The sequence below is a fragment of the Lactococcus petauri genome (assembly GCF_023499275.1).
Lineage (GTDB): Bacteria > Bacillota > Bacilli > Lactobacillales > Streptococcaceae > Lactococcus > Lactococcus petauri.
Genome location: NZ_CP094882.1, coordinates 2,080,978 through 2,106,259 on the forward strand (window position 1 = coordinate 2,080,978; position 25,282 = coordinate 2,106,259).

Genomic DNA, 25,282 nt, shown 5'->3' on the forward strand with positions numbered 1-25,282 from the left:
CTATAAATTAAATATAATAACATTATTTAATGCTATAGTTGAAACTTCTTTTATTTGATATAATAATATCCATATAGAACTTAATTGATTGGAGACCTCAATGTCTAGGAAGCAAGAGAAATTACACGAAGAATTAAAAAATTTTATAGTTAATGTAGGATGGACGCATAAGATTCACATTGTTCACTCAGATGACTATTCTAACTACTCAAATTATTTTAAAATAGCACGAATAGGTACTGCTGCTTTTACTTCTTCTGGACTTATAGGTATCTTCTTTGTACAAGATTCGTTTATATTAAAATTAATAACAGCAATCTTTTCCTTTATTACTGTTGCTCTAAATGCTATTGACAAAACAATTGATTATGACCAGTTAGCGCTTAAAGAAAAATCTGATGCAAATAATTTTTGGAATTTACGAATTGAAGCTGAGTCTTTACTTTATGACATTGTGTATAATACTAAGAATGTAGAGGAAATAGAAAAAGACTTTACAAAATTAAAAACACTTCGAAAGCAATTTAATGATGGATTATTGAATGTTCCAAAAAGAACTGTTAATAAAGCGTGTAATATGGTTAATGAACGTAGAGATAACGACTACTCAAAGGATTATCCAAAGTTTATTGCGCCCGAATTACTTAATTTGAAAATAGAGGAAAAATCAGATGACAATATGTGAACACTTCAAAAAATTTAGCGAAGACATCAAAACTGAAGAAAATGAACTACAAAAATGGAATAATAGAATAAAAGAAATAACTAAAAAGCTAAATAAAAAGTATTATGCTAATAATAGTGATGAAGATCATATAATAATAGTTGGGAGCGTTGGAAGAAAAACGGCTATACATAACGTTAGTGATTATGATTGTATTTTTGAGTTACCTTCAGAAAAATATAGTCAATACGACAGACACTCAAATAATGGACAATCAGCTCTACTTCAAGAAGTTAAAGCAGAAATACAGTCAAGGTATGTTAATACTAAAGTTAGAGGAGATGGACAAGTAGTAGTAATCTCTTTTCACGATGGCGACATAGAGTTAGTACCTGGATTTAGAACAAGTGATGATAGCTTTAAATATCCAGATTCTAACGATGGTGGTTCTTGGAAAATAACCAAACCTATCCCAGAAATGTGCGAATCAAAAAAAATGGCTAATTTGACAAATAATCATTATTTGAATTTCTGTAGATTTATGAGAAAGTGGAAAAATCAAGTTGGCTTTAAGTTCAAAGGTCTTTTGATAGACACATTGACAAAAAATTTTTTTGACAGTAACCCTAACTTATATGATATAGAATTTGAAGACTACTATAAGCAACTCATAGAATTTTTTAAATTTTTATCTAATCAAAATAAAGATAGCTCATATTGGTATGCTCTAGGAAGTAATCAAAAAATTTATAATGATGATAACGGAGTGTTTATAAATAAAGCAAAGAAGGCATTTAATCTGCTAAAGGACCTTGACGAAGACTCTACTGAGTCATTGGAAAAATTGAAAGAACTATTTGGGAAAAACTTTGCTAAAGAAGTTAAAATTACGAAAACTGCTTCGCTTGTTAGATCCGCTCCTACAGAAGAATTTCCAGAACTTAAATTTATTGTCGATATCAGATATAATCTACAGCTTGACTGCATTGTTGAGCAAAAAGGCTTTCGTCCAAAGAAAATGAGAGATTTTATTATTCATAACTGGAAGCTCAAAACTCAGAAATCTTTAAATTTTTTCATCGAAAATACAGATATACCTGATGATTTATCACCTTATGTTGAATGGTACTGGAAAGTTCGTAATGTTGGTCCAAAAGCGATTGCACAGAATAATGAACGAGGGCAAATCATTAAGGGGAGTCCTACTCATCATGAGTCCACAAACTTTACGGGTGATCATTACGTAGAATGTTATGCTGTTATCGGTGATAAACTAATAGCTAGAGACCGTTTGAGAGTGCCTATAGATGAGATTACAGGAATTGACTAGTATTATAAATACTTTGAAATTTGATTTTAATATAGAAATTTAAAGTAAAAAAAGACATCTAGTATAGATGTCTTTTTCAATATTAATTTAGAGATAATGAACTTTCCCCATTTTTCTCCAAATAATTGTATGTAACGTTGGTATATCTGAAACAGATTAACGTTTTGAGAATTGTGAAGCTTTACGGGCTTTCTTAAGACCAGCTTTTTTACGTTCAACCATACGAGCATCACGTGTAAGCAAGCCAGCGCGTTTCAAAGCACCACGGAAGTCTGGATCCACTTCAAGCAATGCACGAGCGATACCGTGACGGATAGCTCCTGATTGACCTGATACACCACCACCGTTTACGTTTACGAGTGTGTCGTAGCTACCTTCAGTTTGTGTAGCTGCAAATGGTTGGTTGATAACAAGGCGAAGTGCTGCTTGTGGGATGTAGTCTTCTACATCACGTTTGTTAATTACGATTTTACCTGTGCCGGGTACGAGACGTACACGAGCAACTGAATTTTTACGGCGTCCTGTGCCAGCATATTGTACTTGTGCCATTTAGTGCGTTCCCTCCTTAGATAAGACCTGAAATATCAAGAACTTCAGGTTTTTGTGCTGCGTGTGTGTGTTCACCACCAACAAACACTTTAAGTTTCATGCCTTGAGCACGTCCAAGAGTGTTGTGTGGAAGCATACCTTTAACTGATTTTTCAATCAAACGTACAGCGTTTTTCTCACGGAGTTCACCAGCAGTGATTGATTTCAATCCACCTGGGTGAAGGCTGTGACGGTAGTAAACTTTATCAGTTGCTTTTTTACCAGTAAGTTTTACTTTATCAGCATTGATAACGATAACGAAATCACCTGTATCTGTGTGAGGAGTGAAAGTTGGTTTGTTTTTACCGCGAAGCACGCTAGCAACTACAGCTGACAAACGACCAAGAGGTACATCAGTTGCGTCAACCACGTACCATTTACGGTCAACGTTTGAAGCGTTAGCCATGAATGTTGTTTTCATCATTTGGGTTAAGTTTCCTTTACTTAGAATTTGTTTACGGCAGGTGTAAGAGTCCTGCAAATATTTTTGGGTTTCCGGGGCCACAAAAATGGGGTAAACAATACCGTTTATCATAATACCACATATGTCAAGTCTTGTCAAGATTCATTTTTAATTTTTTTGCTTTTATGTTAAACTATTACCATGAATGTAGTTCTTACTTTAGACTCCAAAATGTTAGATAGACTTATTCTTAAGTTCGACAAATATAAGACGGCATCAAAAAACCAATATATTGTTTTTTATGCAAAGCTACCTAAAGCTACTATTTCTGTATATACGTCAGGAAAAGTTGTCTTTCAAGGAGAGGATGCTGAACGTATTGCTCAACAATTTGGGCATACTGCTTCATCACGTCCACAGCAACAAGAGAACATAATCGGTACCGATGAAGTCGGCAATGGTTCATATTTTGGTCCCTTAGTCGTTGTGGCAAGTTTTGTCAATACTGAAGATGTACTTTTATTAAAGAAGCTCGGTGTCGCCGATTCTAAAAAAGTTACCGATGAAAAAATCTATCAAATTGCTCCTCAATTAATGGAGAATATCACACATGTGCCTTTGATTGTTGAACCCACAAAATATAACCAAGTCATTGATTCAGGTTACAATGCTGTAAGTATCAAAGTAGCCTTGCATAACCAGGCTATTTATCTCCTCGAAAAACGTGTTTCAGAAAGTATTGAATATATAATTGTTGATGCCTTTACGACTGAAAAAAATTACCAAAAATATTTATTAACCGAGCAAAATAAAGTGAACGGTAAAGTTACCCTTTTACCTAAGGCTGAGGACCAATTCTTAGCCGTTGCTTGCAGCTCTATTATTGCCCGCTACCTCTTTCTAGAAAATCTCAAAGCTCTTTCTCTAGAAGCAGGGTATAAGTTACCAAGCGGCGCCGGAGCAGCTTCTGACCAAGTAGCTGCAAAGCTAATACGTCAAAACGATCCTGAATCCTTGAAAAGATATGCAAAATTACATTTTGCTAACACTAAGAAAGCAATAAACATAGCTCAAATATAGAAAGTTAAATATGGAAAATACCACACAAAACAAACAACCCAATGCCTTCACACGATTCATCAAAGAATGGGGCATCTTTCTCGCAATTATCACTATCGCAATCCTCTCACGTATCTTTATCTGGTCACTTGTCGTTGTTGATGGTCATTCAATGGATCCAAACTTAGCTGATAAACAACGCCTGGTTCTTATTAAAACTGCAAGCATTAACCGCTTTGATATCGTAGTTGCTAAAGAAACAGAAACAGTAAATGGGCAAACCGAAACAAAAGACGTTGTAAAGCGTGTGGTTGGTATGCCGGGTGATGAGATTAAATTTGATAAAGATCAACTTTACATCAATGGAAAGAAAACTGATGAGCCCTATTTGGCAGACTTTAAAAAACAGCTTTCTAATAATGAACTCGAAAAGACTTATCAAAATTACGCTTTGACTTCTGAACTCTCTGAAGCCAACCGCGCTTACTTTGTTCAACTTGCGCAACAAGCTCAAGCCTTTACCACAGATGCAACAGGCAATCCAACCTTTACGATTAAAGTACCTGAGGGAGAGTATCTTCTCTTAGGGGATAACCGTATTGTGTCCAGAGACAGTCGAGCAGTAGGAACCTTTAAACGTTCTGATATTGTTGGGCGAACCATGTTCCGTGTGTGGCCAATTAATAAAATTTCTACCCTTAACTAATAAAAAAACTTTGTCTATCTAGACAAAGTTTTTTTTCATATTTTTATATTCTAGGTAGGTAAGGAGAATCAGCAAAACATCAAAAACTGAGACAAAAAGCATAAAATTAGAATGATGTTGCAAATACTCCGCCAGTTGGTAAACAATAAAGCCTAAAAAAACCAAAATCGATAATGGATACGCCCAAAGAATCTTTTTCCATAAAAGCACCAAAGTTACAAGCTTGATTAAACCATGTACTAGAAGATAAACAGCAGCAAGGTATTGTGTACTAACAGTAAAATGCTGCCCCAAATTTAATAAGAGATGAGCTATAAAGTCGCTTGGATCTTCTTTTAATTCTCCTCGAGTAAACCAGCCCACAATACCAGACATGCGCTCAGGTGTAATAAAGAAAAGAAAAATACCACCAAGAACTTCGCCTAAGGCAAATAGTGACTTTAGTAACAATACGATATCAAAGCTTAAATCAATAACACCTTGCTTGTTTGCTTTATTTCTCTTCAAATATATTACCTAGCTCTACTTCAATCGTCCGCTGGGCAACATCTATCTGATCTACCTTGAGGATTGATTTATAATCATCTACCAACCGCTCTCCCTTGAAAGGTCCTTCCAGAAAGACAGCCACACCAGATAAGAAACAATCAAATTCGTGAACAAGACTCTTCATGCCATTAATTGTTCCAGCTCCTTTCATAAAGTCGTCTACAATCAATACACTTTGGCCAATCGATAAACTCCGCTTAGAAAGTGTCATATTTTCAACACGGCTGCTTGAACCTGACATATAATTCACGTTCAAAGTTGCCCCTTCTGTAACTTTAGGATCACGTCGAACAATAACAAAAGGAACATCTAAAATTTCCGCTACAGACTGTGCAATCGGAATTCCTTTTGTCGCAATTGTCATCACGACATCAATTTGTTTATCACAATACTCATGAGCAATAATTTGACCAATTTTTTTTAGATTAGCAGGGTGACCTAAAATATCAGAAAGATATATATAACCTCCAGGTAAAATACGGTTTTCTTCACGCAAAAGGTCCGCAAGTTCCAACGCACGATCCCGAGAAACTTCATCAGATATATAGGGTGTGAAACGTACGCCTCCTAAACTTCCAGGAAAAGTTTCGACAATTCCAATATTTTGATCTTCAAAGACACGCTTAATAAAAACAAGATCTTCAGAAATCGAGGATTTGGCTACTTCATAGCGTTTACTAATTTCGTTCAGATTCAACATTCTATTGGGTCTGTTCAATAAAAAATTAGTAAAGTCCACTAAACGTTCGTTTCTTTTCATATTAATCACCCTTTTCTTTTTGTTGGTTTAATTATAACGTAGAAAAACCGAACAATCAAGCAAAGCATTCAAATTTAATAATAAAAATTACAGCATCTGGGATATATTCTCGAATAATTAAAAATAAAAAAAACAATACCTTAAAGATATTGCTTTTTTATTAGTTGAAATAATCAAAGATTATTCAGCATCGCCACCGCGACCGTTTTTCTTGATAATTTCTTCTTGTACTGATTTAGGTACATCTTCGTAGTGGTCAAATGTCATCATGAATGTACCACGACCTTGTGAAGATGAACGAAGAGTAGTTGCATAACCAAACATTTCAGCAAGTGGTACAAATGCATTAACGATTTGTGATTTACCATGTGCTTCCATGCTGTTTACACGTCCACGACGAGCTGTTACGTGACCCATAACATCTCCGAGGTTTTCTTCAGGAACTGTGATGACAACTTTCATCATTGGTTCAAGGATTGCAGGTTGTGCAGTCTTAGCAGCTTCTTTCATAGCGAGTGAAGCCGCAACCTTGAAGGCAGTTTCTGATGAATCGACATCGTGATATGAACCATCATAAAGCTTAGCTTTAATATCAACCATTGGGTAACCAGCAAGGACACCGTTAGCCATAGTTTCTACCAAACCTTTTTCAACGGCTGGTACGAATTCACGTGGAACCACACCACCGACGATAGCATTTTCAAACTCGAAACCAGCACCTTCTTCGTTCGGTGTGAATTCGATCCATACGTCACCGTATTGACCTTTACCACCTGATTGACGTTTGAAGAATCCACGTGCTTGAGTAGGTGCACGGAATGTTTCACGGTATGATACTTGAGGCGCACCAACGTTAGCTTCAACTTTGAATTCACGTTTCATACGGTCAACAAGGACATCAAGGTGAAGCTCACCCATACCAGAGATAACTGTTTCACCAGTTTCAACGTTTGTTTCAACGCGGAATGTTGGATCTTCTTCAGCCAATTTAGTAAGGGCAACACCCATTTTATCTTGGTCAGCTTTTGATTTAGGTTCAACAGAAAGTTGAATAACTGGTTCTGGAACTTCGATAGACTCAAGGATGATACGTGCTTTTTCGTCAGTCAATGAGTCACCAGTTGTAGTGTTTTTCAAACCAACAGCAGCGGCGATATCACCAGCATAAACTGTTTGGATTTCTTGACGAGTATTCGCGTGCATTTGGAGGATACGTCCGATACGTTCACGTTTACCTTTAGAAGTATTCAAGACGTATGAACCAGCATCCAATGTACCTGAGTAAACACGGAAGAATGAAAGACGTCCAACGAATGGGTCAGTCATGATCTTGAAGGCAAGAGCCGCAAATGGAGCATCATCAGATGCTGGGCGTTCGTCTTCTTCGTCTGTATCTGGGTTAACACCTTTGATTGCAGGAATGTCCAATGGGCTTGGGAGGTAATCAATAACCGCATCAAGCATCATTTGAACACCTTTGTTCTTGAAGGCAGAACCTGCAAGCATTGGGTAGAATTCAACGTTGATTGTTGCTTTACGAATAGCAGCTTTCAACTCTGCTTCAGTGATTTCTTCACCTGCAAAGTATTTTTCCATCAAGTCTTCGTCTGTTTCAGCGATAGCTTCGATGAGTTTTGTACGCCATTCTTCAGCTTGTTCCATGTATTCTGCTGGGATTTCTTCGTCACGGATATCTGTACCAAGGTCGTTAGTATAGATTTCAGCACGCATAGTTACCAAGTCAATGATACCCACGAAGTCTTCTTCAGCTCCGATTGGGATTTGAATTGGATGAGCGTTAGCGCCCAAACGATCGTGCAATGTAGAAAGTGAATAGAAGAAGTCAGCACCGATTTTATCCATTTTATTAGCAAAAACGATACGTGGAACTCCATAGTCAGTTGCTTGACGCCAAACTGTTTCAGTTTGTGGTTCAACACCTGATTGAGCATCAAGTACAGTTACTGCACCGTCAAGAACACGGAGTGAACGTTGTACTTCGATTGTGAAGTCCACGTGACCTGGTGTATCAATAATGTTTACACGGTTGCCTTTCCATTGGGCAGTTGTCGCAGCAGAAGTGATAGTGATACCACGTTCTTGTTCTTGCTCCATCCAGTCCATTTGTGATGCACCTTCGTGAGTTTCACCGATTTTGTGAATTTTACCAGTATAGTAAAGGACACGTTCAGTGGTAGTTGTTTTACCGGCATCGACGTGAGCCATGATACCGATATTACGAGTATTTTCAAGTGAAAATTCGCGAGCCATAGTTTTCTCCTAATTAATTTTTAGTTTTACACCCCATTATATCATAATAATAAAGGTTTTTATAGTTCTATTTTTATCTTTCAACTATTTTTAAATAAAATTTAAGCTTTTTTCAAAAAGACTTACTTCTTCTTCATGAAAAATTTTTATCAAAAAAAGAAAAAGGAGACTATTCCCCTTTTTCAACAATCTCAATCCATCTTTCGACAGATTCTAAATGATTAAGGTACAGGAAAAGACGCTCATAGAGTTGTTGAGAGGCTTCCTCGTGCTGTGCACTTAGTGCTTCTCCTATTTCCTTTACAGTTGTTTTACCATCGATCATGCTAAAAACAAGTGTACCATATTCATCCAAAGACATGTACGTACGTTGAGGTATTTTCGCCCCCATCTTACGCATAAGATTTTGTGTCCAATGTTTTTGATCTTTATAAATCCGAATCCGACCTTCGTGCCATTCAAATAACACTTTATCTTTTTTCCGGAAAATCATATTCAGATTTTCATCTGAAATATCATCTTTTTTCTTTTTATTACTCATCTGACTTCTCGGCAGCCGGAGCTTTCTTGATTGACATCAATGGTGCTACAATCGCAATGATTAAGATAACCATGAGTACCCAAGCCATGGCGTTAGAACCTACAAATCCCGTAGGTGTTCCTGGAGTTACGACTCCTGAAACTTGAAGGATAATACCCAACAAACCAATAATTGATGCACCGGCAACTAAACCTGACGATAAAGAGACACCTGATGACATACGTTCTTCTTGAACAGCTTCTGTATCTTTTTTACCAAGAACTTCCACCAAAATACGAACTAAAGCACCAATAAGAATAATTGACGTTGTTGAAATTGGAAGGTAGAAACCAATCGCAAATGTCATAACTGGAACTTTAATCATGTAAAGGATAATACCAAACACGATACCAGCAATAATCATATGCCATGGAAGTTCTCCACCGATGATACCATCAGTCAAAGTTGCCATCAAGTTTGCTTGTGGTAAGGCGAACTGAGCTGCATCACCCGTTAAAGCTAATTGATCACGAAGTAATACGATAACACCTGTTACCACTACAACACCAAGAACAGCAGCAACAAGGAAGAAACGACGTACTTCATATTTATTACCACCAGTGATGAAAGTAACTTTTTGAGCTTGTGTATAACCACCAGCTACTGAAATCGCTACAACGATGAAGGTACCGAAGAGCAAGAGTGATTTAAGGTCTGCACTTGATGTCCAACCCATTGTCAAGAAAACAAGAGTCAGGATAACAAGTGAGGCAATTGTCATACCAGATACTGGCAAGTTAGATGTACCGATTGTACCTGTCAAGCGTCCTGCAACGATGATGAATAACATTGAAAGAACGATTGAAAGAATACCAGCAAGGAAAGTCATGGCTATGTTCCCACCAGAGATAATGAAGCCAACAACAAATGTTGCAACAATACCAATAAGGATAGCAAAGATACCAAGTGAATCACGTTCTCCAGCTTCGGCATTTTTACGTCCATCGAGTGTTGCTTTAACAGAGTTGATGATTGTTGGGATAAGACGGATTGCCCCAATCATACCACCTGAAATCATCATCCCCGCACCAATGTATTTAACATATGATCCAGAGATTGCGGCAAAATTCATAGCTTGGATTGGAGTAGATGAGTCATTCCAAACATGATGACCGTTTCCAGCCATTTCTGAGAAGTAACCAATCAATGGAGCGATACCAAAGTTAGCAAGGATTGAACCTGCAAACATCATTACCGCAACCTCAAGCCCAACAATAAAGCCGATAGCAGCAAGCATTGGATTTACTTCAATTTCAAGTTTCCATTTGTAGAAAGTTTCGTTTGTATAGCTTACAACGTTGTTCACAACACCAAAAACTGCTGAAGTGAATGCAGTAATAAGACCACCAACACCAAAACCGATACCCATGTATTTAAGTGAGTTACCACCTGTTGAAGAAGCAACAAGCGTTTCCGAAATTGCCATTGCTTCGGGATAAACAAGTGTGCCATGTTCTTCAACTAAGAGATAGTCTTGAACAAATGACAAAATACCAAGAGATACAAGAACCGCAGAAACACCAACAATTACACCTTCAAAGAAAGAGACTTGTTGTCCGATAAGGATAACTGCTGGTAAGACAAAGATAAGACCTGAGGCAATTGACTCACCACCAGTTGCCATTGACTGGAGGATATTCTTCATCAGGAAGTTATTTTTACGGATAAAAATTGACAAGAGTCCTGAGCCAAGAATAGCCCCTGGGATACCTGCAGCTACTGTTAAACCAGCACGCATTCCTGAATAGGCAGTAGATGCTGCGAAAAGAATGGCCAAAATAATACCAATAACAATTACAACTGGGTTGCCAGCACTCTTTTTGCGTCCATCTTCATAAGGGAGGTAATCTTTCCCTGCGACACCGCCATAGGCGGTTTTAGACAATTTTTTCATATTGTGTAATATACTCCTTAAGTTTGAAAGTGTTTTCGCCTTATTTTACTACAAATTCATCAAATCTGCAAGGTGTTTAAGTGTTTTTTGTAGCTTTTTTCTCATATTTTTGTTATGTAAATGTGTATATTTTTTTATTTTCTTATCTTTGAAAATAAAAAAACTTGACCATAAAGTCAAGCTTTTTCTAGAATAATGACCAAGGGTCATCTTCTTACCAACGGAAGTGAGCGAACGCACGGTTTGCTTCTGCCATTTTGTGTGTGTCTTCACGTTTCTTAACTGCAGCACCTGTGTTGTTTGCAGCATCAAGAATTTCTTTTGCAAGACGGTCTTGCATAGTGTGTTCACCACGGTTACGAGCGATTGTTACCAACCAACGGAGTCCGAGAGTTGTACGACGTTCTGGACGAACTTCAACTGGGACTTGATAGTTAGAACCACCAACACGACGAGCGCGAACTTCAAGAACAGGCATGATATTTTCCATAGCTGTTTCGAAAACTTCAAGTGGGTTGTTTCCAGTAGCTTCTTCAATTTGTTTGAAAGCTCCGTAAACGATATTTGTAGAAACGCCACGTTTACCATCAAGCATAACGCGGTTGATAAGACGTGTTACTACTACTGAGTTGTACATTGGATCTGCCAAAACTTCACGTTTTGGGGCACGATTTTTACGCATTCTTCTTATCTCCTTTCAATTACGCTTTTGGTTTTTTAGTACCGTATTTAGAACGGCTTTGTTTACGATCTGTTACACCAGCTGTATCGAGTGCACCACGAACGATGTGGTAACGTACCCCTGGCAAGTCTTTTACACGACCACCACGAAGAAGTACAACGCTGTGTTCTTGCAAGTTGTGACCGATACCTGGGATGTATGCTGTAACCTCGATAAGGTTAGACAAACGTACACGAGCGAATTTACGGAGCGCTGAGTTAGGTTTTTTCGGAGTCATTGTTCCAACACGAGTTGCAACACCACGTTTTTGTGGGCTTGCTACTTTAGTTTGGAGTTTTTTACGACTGTTATAGCCGATGTTCAATGCAGGTGAGTTAGATTTTTCCACTTTAGAGTGACGACCTTTACGCACCAATTGGTTAATAGTAGGCATTTTTCTGTCTGCTTATCCCTTTTATTTACGGAGAACCGCAAAGCGAAATAAAACGAATAAACAATCCTTTCTGTTTTTTTATAAAGTTGGAATGTCAGTATATGGTCGCTTAATCCAAGTTCTGACAAGAAGTTTGGCAACTTATACAAGTTCTCCTTATTAGGACCAAATATAAAAAGTACCGTTTAATATCTTATCAAAATTTCAACACTCTGTCAACTTTATTTTGCATATTTTAGAGAAAAGTATTTCTTTACAAATTTTTTTGCATTTTCTATACTGACACGCGCGCTTAATTGCCTCATATCTGGGTTAATGAATAAATGATGTAGCAGGATAACCGAAAAATAAAATAGCGATAATTAGGGCAACAAATAAAAAATCTAAAAAAATTACGAGAACAATAGTCAGTATGCGCCCTATCTTATTATAGGGATTAATACTGAGGCCATAACCGAATGCTTTTGGCACCCAAAGGGGAGAATCCATTATTCCTTTATAATGCTGATAAGCAAGTTTATTAAAGCTTACAGTCACATGTAAAAGGAGAATGCAGAGGAGGAAGATAATTATTGTAATACCATTTAGTAAAGTTACGTTGTTCTGAGATAAAGGAATGAGTAATAATGATAAGAGGAGGATAAGGCTGGTCAATATAATCAATAGTATTGAGTACTTCTTGTTCGCTTTCTTCGTATTGATTAACTCATAATCCTTCTTAACTTTCTTCATAAACTGCGGGTCTCCTTTAATAATATCAAGTGAAAAATCATAATAATTACTTAGTTCTATCAGCATCGGAACATCTGGAAAGTTTTTCCCGTTCTCCCAGTTGGAAAGGGATTGTCTTGAGATATAGAGTGTATCAGCAACTTTTTGTTGCGTTTCTCCTTTTTTCTTCCGTTCCTCTACTAAAATAGTGGCTAAATTCATCTTTACTCCTTTCATGCCCCATCATGATATATTAAAAAGAATAGAATGTCTAGCAAATATTTCTTGCATGCCTATCTAAGAGGGTAAAAAGAGCTATTGTAAATGAAGTTTACCGATACTGTAAACTTCATTTACTTCTGTAAAATAATAAATATTTGCATAGATTTTCCTAAAAGAGAAGAAATGTTTTACGTGAAACCATTGATTTGCTGTTAAAGCATCTATTAGTGTGAGTTTAACACATATTATTTTTGAAATACATTAGACCTTATTTCGCTGGTATGATAAAATAGAAACATGAAAAAAATCGTAATCACTTTCCTCTCCTTACTGCTTTTATTCTCTCCTTTGGCTACTATAAATGCTCAAGCTGAGGATTTTTCTGTGGCAGCAAAATCTTCTATCGCCGTAGATGCAAGCAGTGGTAAAATCCTTTATAGCCAAAATGCAACGGATTCAAGCACGCGCATCGCCTCAATCACTAAACTTTTAACGGCCTACTTGGTTTATAAGAGTGTCGATGAGAAAAAAATTGCTTGGGATACAAAAGTACCTATTTCTGACTATGCTTATAATTTAACAATGAACAGCAACGCAAGTAATATCCCACTTGCTGAGGGAACTGAAGTCACGGTTAAAGATTTACTTAATGCCTTGCTTTTACCCTCAGCTAACTCCGCTGCTATAGCCTTGGCAGAAAAAATTGCTGGTTCGGAACCGAAATTTGTTGATATGATGATGGCTCAATTGAAAGAATGGGGCATTACAGATGCTAAGCTTTATACTTCTTCTGGCCTCCCAAACAGCGAGCTCGGTGAAAATATTTATCCAGGATCTACTGAAAATGATGCCAATACAATGAGTGCTCAAGATGTTGCCATCATGTGTACACATCTCCTCAAAGATTATCCCGAAATATTGAAAATCACCGAAAAAACAGAACTTCCATTTGATAAGGGAGGTCAATCTGAAACTACTTTAGCAAATACTAATCAAATGTTGCCTGGGTTTACAACAACACGTGCCGGTGTAGATGGCCTTAAAACTGGTTCAACTTCATTTTATGTCGACTGCTTTGCTGCTACAACAGTTCAAAATGGGTTCCGTATTATTACGGTTATTTTAGAAGCTAAAGACCCTTCTGTAGATAATTCAACACCTTTTACACTCACTAATGATCTTATGAACCAAGTTTATGCTTCTTGGACAAATGCAGATATTATTAGTAAGGATGAGCAACTCAGCGATTTCGCTAGACTTCCTGTACGAGACGGAAAGAAAAACAGTATTGATCTTATAGCTAAAGATAACTTCTCCGCTGTAGTCCCCTTAAAAAATGGTACAGCCGACATAAATGCAATTGAAATTACCTTTGATCGCGATCCTAAAACAAATATCGAGGCTCCCATCAAAAAAGGAGAAGAGTTAGTTCAGGCTACAGCTACACAAAAAGATAAGCTCGGCTATCTCCCAGGTTTTTCAGGTTATCATTTTCCTCTTACAGCTAAGACAGATGTGGAACGTGCAAATGTCTTTGTCGTGATGTGGAATAAATTCGTCCGTTTTGTAAACGAAAAACTCTAATAAAAAACTTTCTTGTACAAGAAAGTTTTTTATTTTATAGAATTTTCTAGTTTAGAATGACGATAACTGTAAACAAAGTAGAAACCAGCTGCAAACATAAGTAAAATTAGAAGAAAAAGCCATATTTGGGTATGATAGTGGACGATTAAAAAGCCATTGACAATAATTGATAAGATAGGAATCAAAGGTACTAGTGGAGTTTTAAACTCATGAGGTTGTGGCAACCCTTGTTCCTTACGAAGCTTTAACAAACCAAGAGCTAATACAATCAGATATAACAATGTAGATAAGCTCAAAAACTGACTGAGATAAGACATAGGAACAAAGCCAGCTATCAACATTGAAGTACCTCCAATAACGAGTGTAGCATTAATTGGTGTTTGGTGCTTAGCTGAAATTTTACTGAGCTTTGGAGGTAAAAGCCCATCACGACTCATAGAGTAAAGTAAGCGTGATAAGGCATAGGACATGGTGAGAGCAACACTGAGCAAAGTAATCACCGCTATAATAGAAATATAAGTCGCTGCCCACTCAACTCCAAGATAAGCAAGAGCAAATGCAATAGAGTTTGTGACATTTAGCTTATAATAAGGCACTGTTCCTGTAAGCACCAATGTCACAATAATATAAAAGACTACAGCAACAAAAAGTGAACTAATTACGCCATAAGGAATATTTCGACGGGGATTTTCAGCCTCATCTACCGCTGTCGACACTGTTTCGTAACCAATAAAGGCAATAAAGAGCATCGAAGCACCTGGTAAGATACCCGATTGACCACCGATTAAGGAACCCAAGCCAAAAGGTGCAAAGTTAGACCAATTTGCAGGTTCCAGATAAAAAAGACCAACAATAGCAAAAACAATTAATGCTGAAAATTTTAAAACAACGAGAGTATTATTCAAATGTGACACTGTTCGGGTGTTTAAGAAAATCATCACCGTTATGGCAGCCACTACCAACATTGGAATTAAATCAATAGAAAAACCTGAAGTATGGCCAAATGAGCCTTCAAATCTGGAAGGAAGTTGCAAATGCAGCAAGCCTTTGAAATAACCACTCCATGACTTTGCAACGATTGCAATTGTTGTAAAAAATTCAATTGCCAAAAGCCAGCCTACGATCCAAGCAGGAAATTCTCCAAAAACAGCATAAATGTAGCCATAAGGCCCACCTCGGCTTGGTACACGTGAAGCAAACTCAGCAAAGATTAGAGCTGACAACCCTACAGCAATCCCTGCAATAATAATGGATATAATAAGCGAAGGCCCAGCAATCAGGGCTACACCAACACCAGTAAAAGTAAAAATACCTGCTCCCACCATTGATCCTAGACCTAATAAAGTTAAGTCCATCGAATTAAGAGTACGTTTCATTTCACTTTTTTCTTGAACTACTCTTTTACGAAAAATGTTCATATCACTCCTCTATCATCATATTTTTACATTTCTTCAGCACATCAATTATTGATACCTTTTGCTTTGACAATAGCAAGTAAGATTGCTCCAATAATAAACAATACTGTACCTATAGTAATGTAGGCTAACTCCTTTTTTGTTTTTTTCTCGCCTAAAAAGAGAATACCTCCAATTGTTGAAATGATTACTCCTAATTGGGAGAAGGAAAAAGCAATAGCATTCCCTGACAGTGAAGCTGCGAGTAACATAAAAACATTACCCACGCCCCACATTAGTCCAACAGAAATATTTTTAAAAACAACTGCTTCCATTTTTATATCACCACCAGAAAGAACAAAAGCACCTACAACCATTCCGATTGACATTGGAAAAATAATTGTTAATGTATCAAAATGAATATTGAACCACAGAGCGGATAAATTATTAAACAAAATCACATAAGATACATAAGCTAAAGTCGAGTAAGCTAAACAAATCAAACCTCTAACATAGTGATGTTTTTCTACAGCAATGGTATTTTCAGGATCTCTTTTTGCAGAAAAATAGAAACCAACGATTAAAGCTAAAATGGCAATAAACCCTAATGTATATTGAATATTTTGGGTCCACTCATGGAAAATGAAGACACCGATTAGTGCTGCCAAAACGAGTTGGGACCCCGCAGATAAAGGACCAGCTACGGATACACCGAGATATTTCATAGAGTGAAACTGTCCACTTTGACCAATTGCCCAAATAAAGCCACCAATAAAACCAATAAGAAAAATAGGAAAACTTAATTGAGGTTGACGGATAAGAAATACTATCAGAGCAAAGACAAAGGCTCCAAAAGTCATCCCCAAAGTTTGTTGTTTTGCTGTTCCACCGATTTTATTTGATACAAAACCAATGGATCCCCATGCGAACATTGGGACGAGAGCGAGTAAAATTCCTTCCATTTCAGCCTCCAAAATAAATATTAACTAAAAATCTTCTTATTTTAACATTATTATACATAAATATCAATGCATTCTTCTTATCTATTTTTTAATTTGATGCACTTTTTAACCTACTATTTTAAATGAGTATTAATAGCTAGTCTTTTAAGCCTTAAAGTATTGATGGAAAGTTCTAACTACTCTTCCATTCTTTTAAAAGTTTATTTTTGACTCATTTTTATCACACTTTCATTCTAACAAAATAAAGAATCGAAAAAAAATAAAACACGCAAATACGTGTTTTATCGCTTTTCAATACAAATCAAAAAAGGTGGTGTATGGATCTGGTTCAGAGGCTCATATTTCATCACATGCCATTGTGCTTGGGGAAGCTCACTTGCCCAAGCAAGAACAGCATTTTTTTCACTTTGACCACCTTCGTGTCCGTAATAAACAACAAGCATAATCTGCCCATGAGGTAGAAGTTTTTCTTTTAGGATGTCTAAAGCTCTTAAAGTCGTACTGGGCTGTGTAATAACCGATTTATCTGCCCGAGGCAAATAACCTAAGTTAAAAATAGCAGCTTTTACAGAATCCTTGACATATTTATCAATACTCTCATGGCCATCTAAGATTAACTTGGCTTCTAGTTTTTTTTCTTGCAATAAAGCTTGGGTTGAAACTAAGGCTTCCTTTTGCACATCAAAGGCATATACCTTATCCGTCAAACCTGCAAGAAAAGCTGTATCCCAACCATTCCCCATGGTCGCATCAACGACCACATCACCAGACTTAATTGTTTTAGATAACATCTGATGTGCCATCTCAATTGGTCTAAGCATAGGTAATTGACTCCACTTTTCTAATATTTTTACAGCCTTGAACAGAGCCACGTCGCTCCATTTCACGATCAATCGCATTCAAGACTTCCCACTTATTTAAAGACCACATCGGACCAATCAAAGCCTCACGGGGTGCATCCCCAGTGAGCCGATGAATAACAATTTCTTTAGGTATCATCTCTAACTGATCACAGATAATCTTTACATATTCATCCTGAGACAAAAGTTGCAGACGTCCATCATGATAATCACGTTGCATTCGCGTATTTTTCATTAAATGCAGTAAATGAAGCTTGACACCCTGAATATCCGAACCTAAAATCATGCGGCGTACATTCTCTAACATCATTTCATGGCTTTCACCAGGTAATCCATTGATCAAATGGACACAAACATTAATATTATGCTCACGTAAACGAGCTACGGCATCCGTATAAGTTTGGTAATCATGTGCTCTGTTAATTAAATCACTTGTCTTTTCAAATGTTGTTTGAAGACCTAAGTCAATCCAAACTTCCATACGCGTATTAAGTTCCGCCAGATAATCAACCACATCTGGCGGAAGACAATCAGGTCGTGTTCCGATAGATATACCCACAACATCGGGCTGGTTCACAGCCTCTTCGAAACGTTCACGTAAAACCTCAACTGGAGCGTGAGTATTGGTAAAGTTTTGAAAGTAGGCGATATATTTTTTTACACCAGGCCATTTTTTATGAAAAGCTTCAACTTCCACACGAAATTGCTCAGCAATTGGTGCATCAGGCTCTAATATCAAATCACCAGAACCAGATACGGTACAAAATGTACAGCCGCCATGTGCAACAGTCCCATCCCGATTGGGACAATCAAATCCAGCATCAATGGGAACCTTAAAAATTTTTTCTCCAAAAGTCCCTCTTAAATATTCGTTCCATGTGGTATAGCGTTTTTGCATAATATATTACTTCCTTCAGTATCTACTATTATAACACAACAAAAAAAACAGCCACAGGCTGATCTACTTGACTGCGGATGTCGGGCTCGAACCGACGACAACACGATTAACAGTCGTGCGCTCTACCAACTGAGCTAATCCGCATAAAACAAAACCCGATCATAAATCGGGATTTGAGAATATAGTCCGTACGGGATTCGAACCCGTGTTACCGCCGTGAAAAGGCGGTGTCTTAACCCCTTGACCAACGGACCATATAAACTTGGCATTTACCCTATCTCGCAGGGGGCAACCCCCAACTACTTCCGGCGTAATAGGACTTAACTTCTGTGTTCGACATGGGAACAGGTGTATCTCCTATGCAATGAATACCAAATCATGGTCTAGTGCTTTTAGAGACGTTTTGACCTGTAGAAAATTAGGAAGTTGTGGTTCTGCGTCACACGCAGGTTCTCAACTTATCTATTTTCATAAGGTCAGGCTCTAAAAGCCTAAAGTTGAATGTATTGAACACTCAAAACTAAATAACAATCTCTTGATAAATAAGTAAAGCTGAACTCATATGTTCTATTACTTGGTAAAGTCCTCGAGCTATTAGTACTGGTCCGCTCCATCCCTCGCAGGACTTCCACTTCCAGCCTATCAACCTGATCATCTCTCAGGGCTCTTAATTCATAAAGAATGGGAAATCTCATCTTGAGGTGGGCTTCGCACTTAGATGCTTTCAGCGCTTATCCCTTCCCTACATAGCTACCCAGCGGTGCTCCTGGCGGAACAACTGGTACACCAGCGGTAAGTCCACCCCGGTCCTCTCGTACTAAGGGCAGATCCTCTCAAATTTCCTACGCCCGCGACGGATAGGGACCGAACTGTCTCACGACGTTCTGAACCCAGCTCGCGTGCCGCTTTAATGGGCGAACAGCCCAACCCTTGGGACCGACTACAGCCCCAGGATGCGACGAGCCGACATCGAGGTGCCAAACCTCCCCGTCGATGTGAACTCTTGGGGGAGATAAGCCTGTTATCCCCAGGGTAGCTTTTATCCGTTGAGCGATGGCCCTTCCATGCGGTACCACCGGATCACTAAGCCCTAGTTTCCTACCTGCTCGAGTTGTAGCTCTCGCAGTCAAGCTCCCTTATACCTTTACACTCTACACATGATTTCCAACCATGTTGAGGGAACCTTTGGGCGCCTCCGTTACTCTTTAGGAGGCGACCGCCCCAGTCAAACTGCCCGACAGACACTGTCTCCCACGCCGATTATGCGTGTGGGTTAGAGCAACCATGAAGCAAGGGTAGTATCCCAACAGCGACTCACTTGAAACTAGCGTCCCAAGGTCAAAGTCTCCTACCTATCCTGTACATGCTTCACAGGTACTCAATATCAATCTGCAGTAAAGCTCCATGGGGTCTTTCCGTCCTGTCGCGGGTAACCTGCATCTTCACAGGTACTAAAATTTCACCGAGTCTCTCGTTGAGACAGTATCCAAATCATTACGCCTTTCGTGCGGGTCGGAACTTACCCGACAAGGAATTTCGCTACCTTAGGACCGTTATAGTTACGGCCGCCGTTTACTGGGGCTTCAATTCAGAGCTTCGCCTAAGCTAACCCCTCCTCTTAACCTTCCAGCACCGGGCAGGCGTCACCCCCTATACATCACCTTGCGGTTTAGCAGAGAGCTGTGTTTTTGATAAACAGTTGCTTGGATCTTTTCACTGCGGCTGTATTTCTACAGCACCCCTTCTCCCGAAGTTACGGGGTCATTTTGCCGAGTTCCTTAACGAGAGTTCTCTCGATCACCTGAGGCTACTCGCCTCGACTACCTGTGTCGGTTTGCGGTACGGGTAGTATTGAATTAAACGCTAGAAGATTTTCTTGGCAGTGTGACATCAAGGGCTTCGCAACCGTAGTTGCTTCCCCATCACAGCTCAATGTTAAAGGAAAATGCATTTGACACATTCCACACCTCACTGCTTAGACCAGAATCCATTAACTGGCTCCCTTTAGCCTACTGCGTCCCTCCATCACTAACAATACTAGTACAGGAATATCAACCTGTTGTCCATCGACTACGCCTTTCGGCCTCGCCTTAGGTCCCGACTAACCCAGGGCGGACGAGCCTTCCCCTGGAAACCTTAGTCTTACGGTGGATAAGATTCTCACTTATCTTGCGCTACTCATACCGGCATTCTCACTTGTAATCGCTCCAGCACCCCTCACGGTATACCTTCATCGCTGATTACAACGCTCTCCTACCATTTAATTAATATTAAATCCACAGCTTCGGTAATATGTTTAGCCCCGGTACATTTTCGGCGCAGGGTCACTCGACTAGTGAGCTATTACGCACTCTTTGAATGATAGCTGCTTCTGAGCTAACATCCTAGTTGTCTGTGCAACCCCACATCCTTTTCCACTTAACATATATTTTGGGACCTTAGCTGGTGGTCTGGGCTGTTTCCCTTTCGACTACGGATCTTAGCACTCGCAGTCTGACTGCCGCACATGTGTATTAGCATTCGGAGTTTATCTGAAATTGGTAACCCGAGATGGGCCCCTCATCCAAACAGTGCTCTACCTCCAATACACTTAAATTGCGACGCTAGCCCTAAAGCTATTTCGGAGAGAACCAGCTATCTCCCAGTTCGTTTGGAATTTCTCCGCTATCCACAAGTCATCCAAACACTTTTCAACGTGTCCTGGTTCGGTCCTCCAGTGCGTCTTACCGCACCTTCAACCTGCTCATGGATAGGTCACTAGGTTTCGGGTCTACATCATGATACTAAAGCGCCCTATTCAGACTCGCTTTCGCTACGGCTCCGCCTCTTCAGCTTAACCTCGCATCATAACGTAACTCGCCGGTTCATTCTACAAAAGGCACGCTCTCACCCATTGACGGGCTCGAACTTCTTGTAGGCACACGGTTTCAGGTGCTATTTCACTCCCCTCCCGGGGTTCTTTTCACCTTTCCCTCACGGTACTGGTTCACTATCGGTCATTAAGGAGTATTTAGGCTTGGGAGATGGTCCTCCCGGATTCAAACTGGATTTCGCGTGTCCAGCCCTACTCAGGATACTGCTAGGTATAAAGTCTATTTCAAATACGAGGCTATTACTCTCTTTGGCTTACCTTCCCAGGTAATTCTTCTATAGACTTTAAGTCCACGTTGCAGTCCTACAACCCCAAGAAGCAAGCTTCTTGGTTTGGCCTGTTTCCCGTTCGCTCGCCGCTACTTAGGAAATCGTTTTTACTTTCTCTTCCTGCAGGTACTTAGATGTTTCAGTTCTCTGCGTTACCTTCTCGTAAGCTATGTATTCACTTACGGATACTATGCATAACATAGTGGGTTTCCCCATTCGGAGACCTAGGGATCAATGCGTACTTACTGCTCCCCCTAGAATATCGTCGTTAGTCACGTCCTTCTTCGGCTCTTAATGCCAAGGCATCCACCGTGCGCCCTTATTAACTTTGCCATTAAAACAAGTATAAGTTTTTTCGAACTATTTAAAATAATTCGCAGCTTTACAGAAATGTTTTACCATTTCTCGGTTTATTTATCGTTATAAGATATTGTTATTTAGTTTTCAATGATCAATTCCTATTTTAACGTCTTCGTTGACAAGATACTTCCGTATCTTATGGAGCCTAGCGGGATCGAACCGCTGACCTCCTGCGTGCAAAGCAGGCGCTCTCCCAGCTGAGCTAAGGCCCCTTCTCTCAACGCAATCTTCTCTATCTTGCATCAAAAGACTGCTTGTTTGGTCTTTATAGACCCCTCAAAACTGAATAAAGTAGAACAACATCTTTTTTTATATTCCTTAGAAAGGAGGTGATCCAGCCGCACCTTCCGATACGGCTACCTTGTTACGACTTCACCCCAGTCATCGGTCTTACCTTAGGAAGCGCCCTCCTTGCGGTTAGGCAACCTACTTTGGGTACTCCCAACTTCCGTGGTGTGACGGGCGGTGTGTACAAGGCCCGGGAACGTATTCACCGCGGCGTGCTGATCCGCGATTACTAGCGATTCCGACTTCATGCAGGCGAGTTGCAGCCTGCAATCCGAACTGAGAATGGTTTTAAGAGATTAGCGCACCCTCGCGGGTTGGCGACTCGTTGTACCATCCATTGTAGCACGTGTGTAGCCCAGGTCATAAGGGGCATGATGATTTGACGTCATCCCCACCTTCCTCCGGTTTATCACCGGCAGTCTCACTAGAGTGCCCAACTTAATGATGGCAACTAGTAATAAGGGTTGCGCTCGTTGCGGGACTTAACCCAACATCTCACGACACGAGCTGACGACAACCATGCACCACCTGTATCCCGTGTCCCGAAGGAACTCCTTATCTCTAAGGATAGCACGAGTATGTCAAGACCTGGTAAGGTTCTTCGCGTTGCTTCGAATTAAACCACATGCTCCACCGCTTGTGCGGGCCCCCGTCAATTCCTTTGAGTTTCAACCTTGCGGTCGTACTCCCCAGGCGGAGTGCTTAATGCGTTAGCTGCGCTACAGAGAACTTATAGCTCCCTACAGCTAGCACTCATCGTTTACGGCGTGGACTACCAGGGTATCTAATCCTGTTTGCTCCCCACGCTTTCGAGCCTCAGTGTCAGTTACAGGCCAGAGAGCCGCTTTCGCCTCCGGTGTTCCTCCATATATCTACGCATTTCACCGCTACACATGGAATTCCACTCTCCTCTCCTGCACTCAAGTCTCCCAGTTTCCAATGCACACAATGGTTGAGCCACTGCCTTTTACATCAGACTTAAGAAACCACCTGCGCTCGCTTTACGCCCAATAAATCCGGACAACGCTTGGGACCTACGTATTACCGCGGCTGCTGGCACGTAGTTAGCCGTCCCTTTCTGGTTAGATACCGTCACTTAAGTAATTTTCCACTCTACTTAACGTTCTTCTCTAACAACAGAGTTTTACGATCCGAAAACCTTCTTCACTCACGCGGCGTTGCTCGGTCAGGGTTGCCCCCATTGCCGAAGATTCCCTACTGCTGCCTCCCGTAGGAGTCTGGGCCGTGTCTCAGTCCCAGTGTGGCCGATCACCCTCTCAGGTCGGCTATGTATCATCGCCTTGGTAGTCCTTTACACTACCAACTAGCTAATACAACGCGGGATCATCAAGTAGTGAAGCAATTGCTTCTTTCAAATAAGAATCATGCGATTCTCATTGTTATGCGGTATTAGCGTTCGTTTCCAAACGTTGTCCCCCGCTACTCGGCAGATTTCCCACGCGTTACTCACCCGTTCGCCGCTCTTCATAAAAATAGCAAGCTATCTTTAATCATCGCTCGACTTGCATGTATTAGGCACGCCGCCAGCGTTCGTCCTGAGCCAGGATCAAACTCTCATTTAAATTTAGTTCATCAAATGAACTGGCTGTTGTTTTGTCTTTCATTATTGAATTGACAGTTGGTATACAAGAAGTTAACTTCTCGCATATAGTCATTCTACTTTATTCAGTTTTCAAAGGTCTATCGCTCTCGTAAGAGATACGCTCTCTCGCGACAACTATTATATTCTATCAAACTCAATTTGTTCTGTCAAGAATAAACTGTGATTTTTCTCCCTTTTTTTTACACTCGTTCGGAAAACCCCGCCGTTGTCACGTTTCATCACTTATTTTTTTTGTGTTTTATTCTCGTTTTTGTCATTTTGTGGTATTATTAGCTCATGGAAGAAAAAATTTATCTACTAAATATAGAAGATATTAGTAAAAATCCTTATCAACCCCGCAAACATTTTGATCACGATAAGTTAAAAGAGTTATCACATTCTATAGAAGTTAATGGTGTTCTTCAACCCATTATTGTTCGTAAGAGTAATCTTTTTGGCTATGAACTTCTAGCAGGAGAACGGCGTTTGCGTGCATCAAAACTGGCGAAGCTGGATAAGATACCAGCGATTATTCGTTCTTATTCTGATAAGGATATGATGGTGCTCTCTATTTTAGAAAATTTGCAGCGTGATGACATGAGTCCATTAGACGAAGCTGAAAGCATCAAAAAAATTTTAGAAAAAAGCTCATTGACTCATGATGAAGTTGCTCAACATCTCGGAAAATCTCGTTCCTATATTTCAAATCTCTTGAGAATTTTAAAGCTTCCTCAAGAAATACTTCATCTATTAGAAGAGAAAAAAATTAGTTTAGCTCACGCCCGGACACTTCTTGCTGAAGAAAATAAAGAAAAACAAGTTTCCTTAGCTCATAAAGTCATTCAGGAAAAACTTAATGTGCGACAACTTGAAGATATCATTTACCAAAAAGTTGCCACTAAAAAAACGAATAATAAAAAAAGCATTTATATAGAAGAAAAGGAAAAAGAAATTGCAAGATGTTTAGGTGTAAGTAATAAAATTTCATATAATGAAAAGCACCAAAATGGAAAACTAGAGTTGCATTTTGACAGTTTAGAAAAACTCGAAGAACTCTTGAATAAACTCACAAAAAATCCACAGTGAATTCACTGTGGATTTTTTATCCCAAGATTTATTCACAAAAATTTTGTTTTCCTTTTTTGTGGAAAAGTTTAGAAACGCTTGTTATAGCCTTTGCCTCCTGTGGAAAACTTTTTATCCTTCCACATTATCCACATTTTTGGGGATAGTTATCCACTTCTGTGGAAAAATCGTATTTTTTTTCAACAGCGGTGGATAAATAGTTATCAACATGATATAATAGGTTCTACTTAATTTTAATATATTAGAGGAAAAAT

At 39.3% G+C, this 25,282-nt stretch carries 20 protein-coding genes, 3 tRNA genes and 3 rRNA genes; 6 read left to right on the forward strand and 20 right to left on the reverse strand.

What is annotated here, in order from left to right; all coding sequences use genetic code 11:
- Nucleotides 1–100 precede the first annotated feature (100 nt).
- Complete coding sequence (locus lgb_RS10135; protein WP_249663222.1) at nucleotides 101–685, forward strand: SLATT domain-containing protein; 585 nt, start codon at nucleotides 101–103, stop codon at nucleotides 683–685.
- Nucleotides 672–1,994 carry an SMODS domain-containing nucleotidyltransferase gene (locus lgb_RS10140; RefSeq protein ID WP_249663223.1) on the forward strand — a complete coding sequence of 441 codons (1,323 nt, stop codon included), beginning with the start codon at nucleotides 672–674 and terminating at the stop codon, nucleotides 1,992–1,994. Before lgb_RS10135 ends, lgb_RS10140 begins: the two co-directional genes overlap by 14 nt.
- 156 nt (nucleotides 1,995–2,150) lie before the next feature.
- On the opposite strand, the gene rpsI is transcribed toward lgb_RS10140, so the two are convergent.
- Nucleotides 2,151–2,543: a 30S ribosomal protein S9 gene (rpsI, locus tag lgb_RS10145; protein WP_003133537.1), complete on the reverse strand. Its 393-nt coding sequence runs from the start codon at nucleotides 2,541–2,543 to the stop codon at nucleotides 2,151–2,153.
- A gap of 16 nt (nucleotides 2,544–2,559) precedes the next feature.
- Nucleotides 2,560–3,006 (reverse strand): 50S ribosomal protein L13, encoded by a 447-nt coding sequence (gene rplM / locus lgb_RS10150; protein ID WP_003133539.1) that lies wholly within the window; start codon nucleotides 3,004–3,006, stop codon nucleotides 2,560–2,562.
- Between the two features lie 180 nt (nucleotides 3,007–3,186).
- On the opposite strand from rplM, the gene rnhC reads away from it, so the two are divergent.
- Both rnhC and lepB read left to right on the forward strand, forming a co-directional pair.
- Nucleotides 3,187–4,065 (forward strand): ribonuclease HIII, encoded by an 879-nt coding sequence (gene rnhC / locus lgb_RS10155; protein WP_019294131.1) that lies wholly within the window; start codon nucleotides 3,187–3,189, stop codon nucleotides 4,063–4,065.
- Between the two features lie 10 nt (nucleotides 4,066–4,075).
- Nucleotides 4,076–4,750 carry a signal peptidase I gene (lepB, locus tag lgb_RS10160; protein ID WP_019294132.1) on the forward strand — a complete coding sequence of 225 codons (675 nt, stop codon included), beginning with the start codon at nucleotides 4,076–4,078 and terminating at the stop codon, nucleotides 4,748–4,750.
- Nucleotides 4,751–4,768: 18 nt separating this feature from the next.
- Here the strand turns inward: lepB and lgb_RS10165 are convergent, their stop codons facing one another.
- From lgb_RS10165 to lgb_RS10200, 8 genes are all read right to left on the reverse strand, one after another.
- Complete coding sequence (locus lgb_RS10165; RefSeq protein ID WP_064305368.1) at nucleotides 4,769–5,257, reverse strand: DUF2127 domain-containing protein; 489 nt, start codon at nucleotides 5,255–5,257, stop codon at nucleotides 4,769–4,771.
- A complete protein-coding gene (purR, locus tag lgb_RS10170; RefSeq protein WP_019292793.1) occupies nucleotides 5,244–6,059 on the reverse strand; it encodes a pur operon repressor in 816 nt (271 codons plus the stop codon). The genes lgb_RS10165 and purR overlap by 14 nt, the downstream gene beginning before the upstream one ends.
- A 180-nt stretch (nucleotides 6,060–6,239) precedes the next feature.
- Nucleotides 6,240–8,330 (reverse strand): elongation factor G, encoded by a 2,091-nt coding sequence (gene fusA / locus lgb_RS10175; RefSeq protein ID WP_019294137.1) that lies wholly within the window; start codon nucleotides 8,328–8,330, stop codon nucleotides 6,240–6,242.
- A gap of 169 nt (nucleotides 8,331–8,499) precedes the next feature.
- Nucleotides 8,500–8,871: a PqqD family protein gene (locus lgb_RS10180; RefSeq protein WP_003133546.1), complete on the reverse strand. Its 372-nt coding sequence runs from the start codon at nucleotides 8,869–8,871 to the stop codon at nucleotides 8,500–8,502.
- The gene (locus lgb_RS10185; protein WP_019294136.1) at nucleotides 8,864–10,804 is read right to left on the reverse strand and encodes an OPT/YSL family transporter; all 1,941 of its coding nucleotides are present in this window, start codon (nucleotides 10,802–10,804) and stop codon (nucleotides 8,864–8,866) included. The genes lgb_RS10180 and lgb_RS10185 overlap by 8 nt, the downstream gene beginning before the upstream one ends.
- Nucleotides 10,805–11,018: 214 nt before the next feature.
- Nucleotides 11,019–11,486, reverse strand: a complete 468-nt coding sequence (rpsG, locus tag lgb_RS10190; RefSeq protein WP_003133550.1) for a 30S ribosomal protein S7 — start codon at nucleotides 11,484–11,486, stop codon at nucleotides 11,019–11,021.
- Between the two features lie 19 nt (nucleotides 11,487–11,505).
- Nucleotides 11,506–11,919, reverse strand: a complete 414-nt coding sequence (gene rpsL, locus lgb_RS10195) for a 30S ribosomal protein S12 (RefSeq protein WP_003133552.1) — start codon at nucleotides 11,917–11,919, stop codon at nucleotides 11,506–11,508.
- A 312-nt stretch (nucleotides 11,920–12,231) separates the two neighbouring features.
- The gene (locus tag lgb_RS10200; RefSeq protein WP_003133553.1) at nucleotides 12,232–12,852 is read right to left on the reverse strand and encodes a helix-turn-helix domain-containing protein; all 621 of its coding nucleotides are present in this window, start codon (nucleotides 12,850–12,852) and stop codon (nucleotides 12,232–12,234) included.
- A 297-nt stretch (nucleotides 12,853–13,149) separates the two neighbouring features.
- Between lgb_RS10200 and lgb_RS10205 the strand changes: the two genes are divergently transcribed.
- On the forward strand, nucleotides 13,150–14,436 hold the full coding sequence (locus lgb_RS10205; RefSeq protein WP_019294135.1) for a serine hydrolase: 1,287 nt from the start codon (nucleotides 13,150–13,152) through the stop codon (nucleotides 14,434–14,436).
- Nucleotides 14,437–14,465: 29 nt separating this feature from the next.
- On the opposite strand, the gene lgb_RS10210 is transcribed toward lgb_RS10205, so the two are convergent.
- The 10 genes from lgb_RS10210 to lgb_RS10255 form a co-directional block, all read right to left on the reverse strand.
- The gene (locus tag lgb_RS10210) at nucleotides 14,466–15,854 is read right to left on the reverse strand and encodes an APC family permease (RefSeq protein WP_019292789.1); all 1,389 of its coding nucleotides are present in this window, start codon (nucleotides 15,852–15,854) and stop codon (nucleotides 14,466–14,468) included.
- Between the two features lie 41 nt (nucleotides 15,855–15,895).
- The gene (locus lgb_RS10215) at nucleotides 15,896–16,792 is read right to left on the reverse strand and encodes a GRP family sugar transporter (RefSeq protein ID WP_019294134.1); all 897 of its coding nucleotides are present in this window, start codon (nucleotides 16,790–16,792) and stop codon (nucleotides 15,896–15,898) included.
- Between the two features lie 281 nt (nucleotides 16,793–17,073).
- On the reverse strand, nucleotides 17,074–17,613 hold the full coding sequence (gene mnmM / locus lgb_RS10220; protein WP_019292787.1) for a tRNA 5-(aminomethyl)-2-thiouridylate-methyltransferase MnmM: 540 nt from the start codon (nucleotides 17,611–17,613) through the stop codon (nucleotides 17,074–17,076).
- Nucleotides 17,606–18,550, reverse strand: coding sequence for a tRNA modification radical SAM protein MnmL/YtqA (gene mnmL / locus lgb_RS10225; RefSeq protein WP_064305369.1), 945 nt, complete (start codon nucleotides 18,548–18,550; stop codon nucleotides 17,606–17,608). The genes mnmM and mnmL overlap by 8 nt, the downstream gene beginning before the upstream one ends.
- A 71-nt stretch (nucleotides 18,551–18,621) precedes the next feature.
- A tRNA-Asn gene (locus tag lgb_RS10230) sits at nucleotides 18,622–18,694 on the reverse strand.
- Between the two features lie 38 nt (nucleotides 18,695–18,732).
- Nucleotides 18,733–18,804, reverse strand: a tRNA-Glu gene (locus lgb_RS10235).
- Nucleotides 18,805–18,810: 6 nt separating this feature from the next.
- Nucleotides 18,811–18,926, reverse strand: a 5S ribosomal RNA gene (gene rrf / locus lgb_RS10240).
- Nucleotides 18,927–19,124: 198 nt separating this feature from the next.
- Nucleotides 19,125–22,024, reverse strand: a 23S ribosomal RNA gene (locus lgb_RS10245).
- A 166-nt stretch (nucleotides 22,025–22,190) separates the two neighbouring features.
- A tRNA-Ala gene (locus lgb_RS10250) sits at nucleotides 22,191–22,263 on the reverse strand.
- Between the two features lie 110 nt (nucleotides 22,264–22,373).
- Nucleotides 22,374–23,922, reverse strand: a 16S ribosomal RNA gene (locus lgb_RS10255).
- Together the 16S, 23S and 5S rRNA genes with 3 tRNA genes alongside form the textbook arrangement of a ribosomal RNA operon.
- A gap of 317 nt (nucleotides 23,923–24,239) precedes the next feature.
- Here lgb_RS10255 and lgb_RS10260 point away from each other — a divergent pair.
- Nucleotides 24,240–25,028, forward strand: coding sequence for a ParB/RepB/Spo0J family partition protein (locus lgb_RS10260; protein WP_019293616.1), 789 nt, complete (start codon nucleotides 24,240–24,242; stop codon nucleotides 25,026–25,028).
- Nucleotides 25,029–25,282 lie beyond the last annotated feature (254 nt).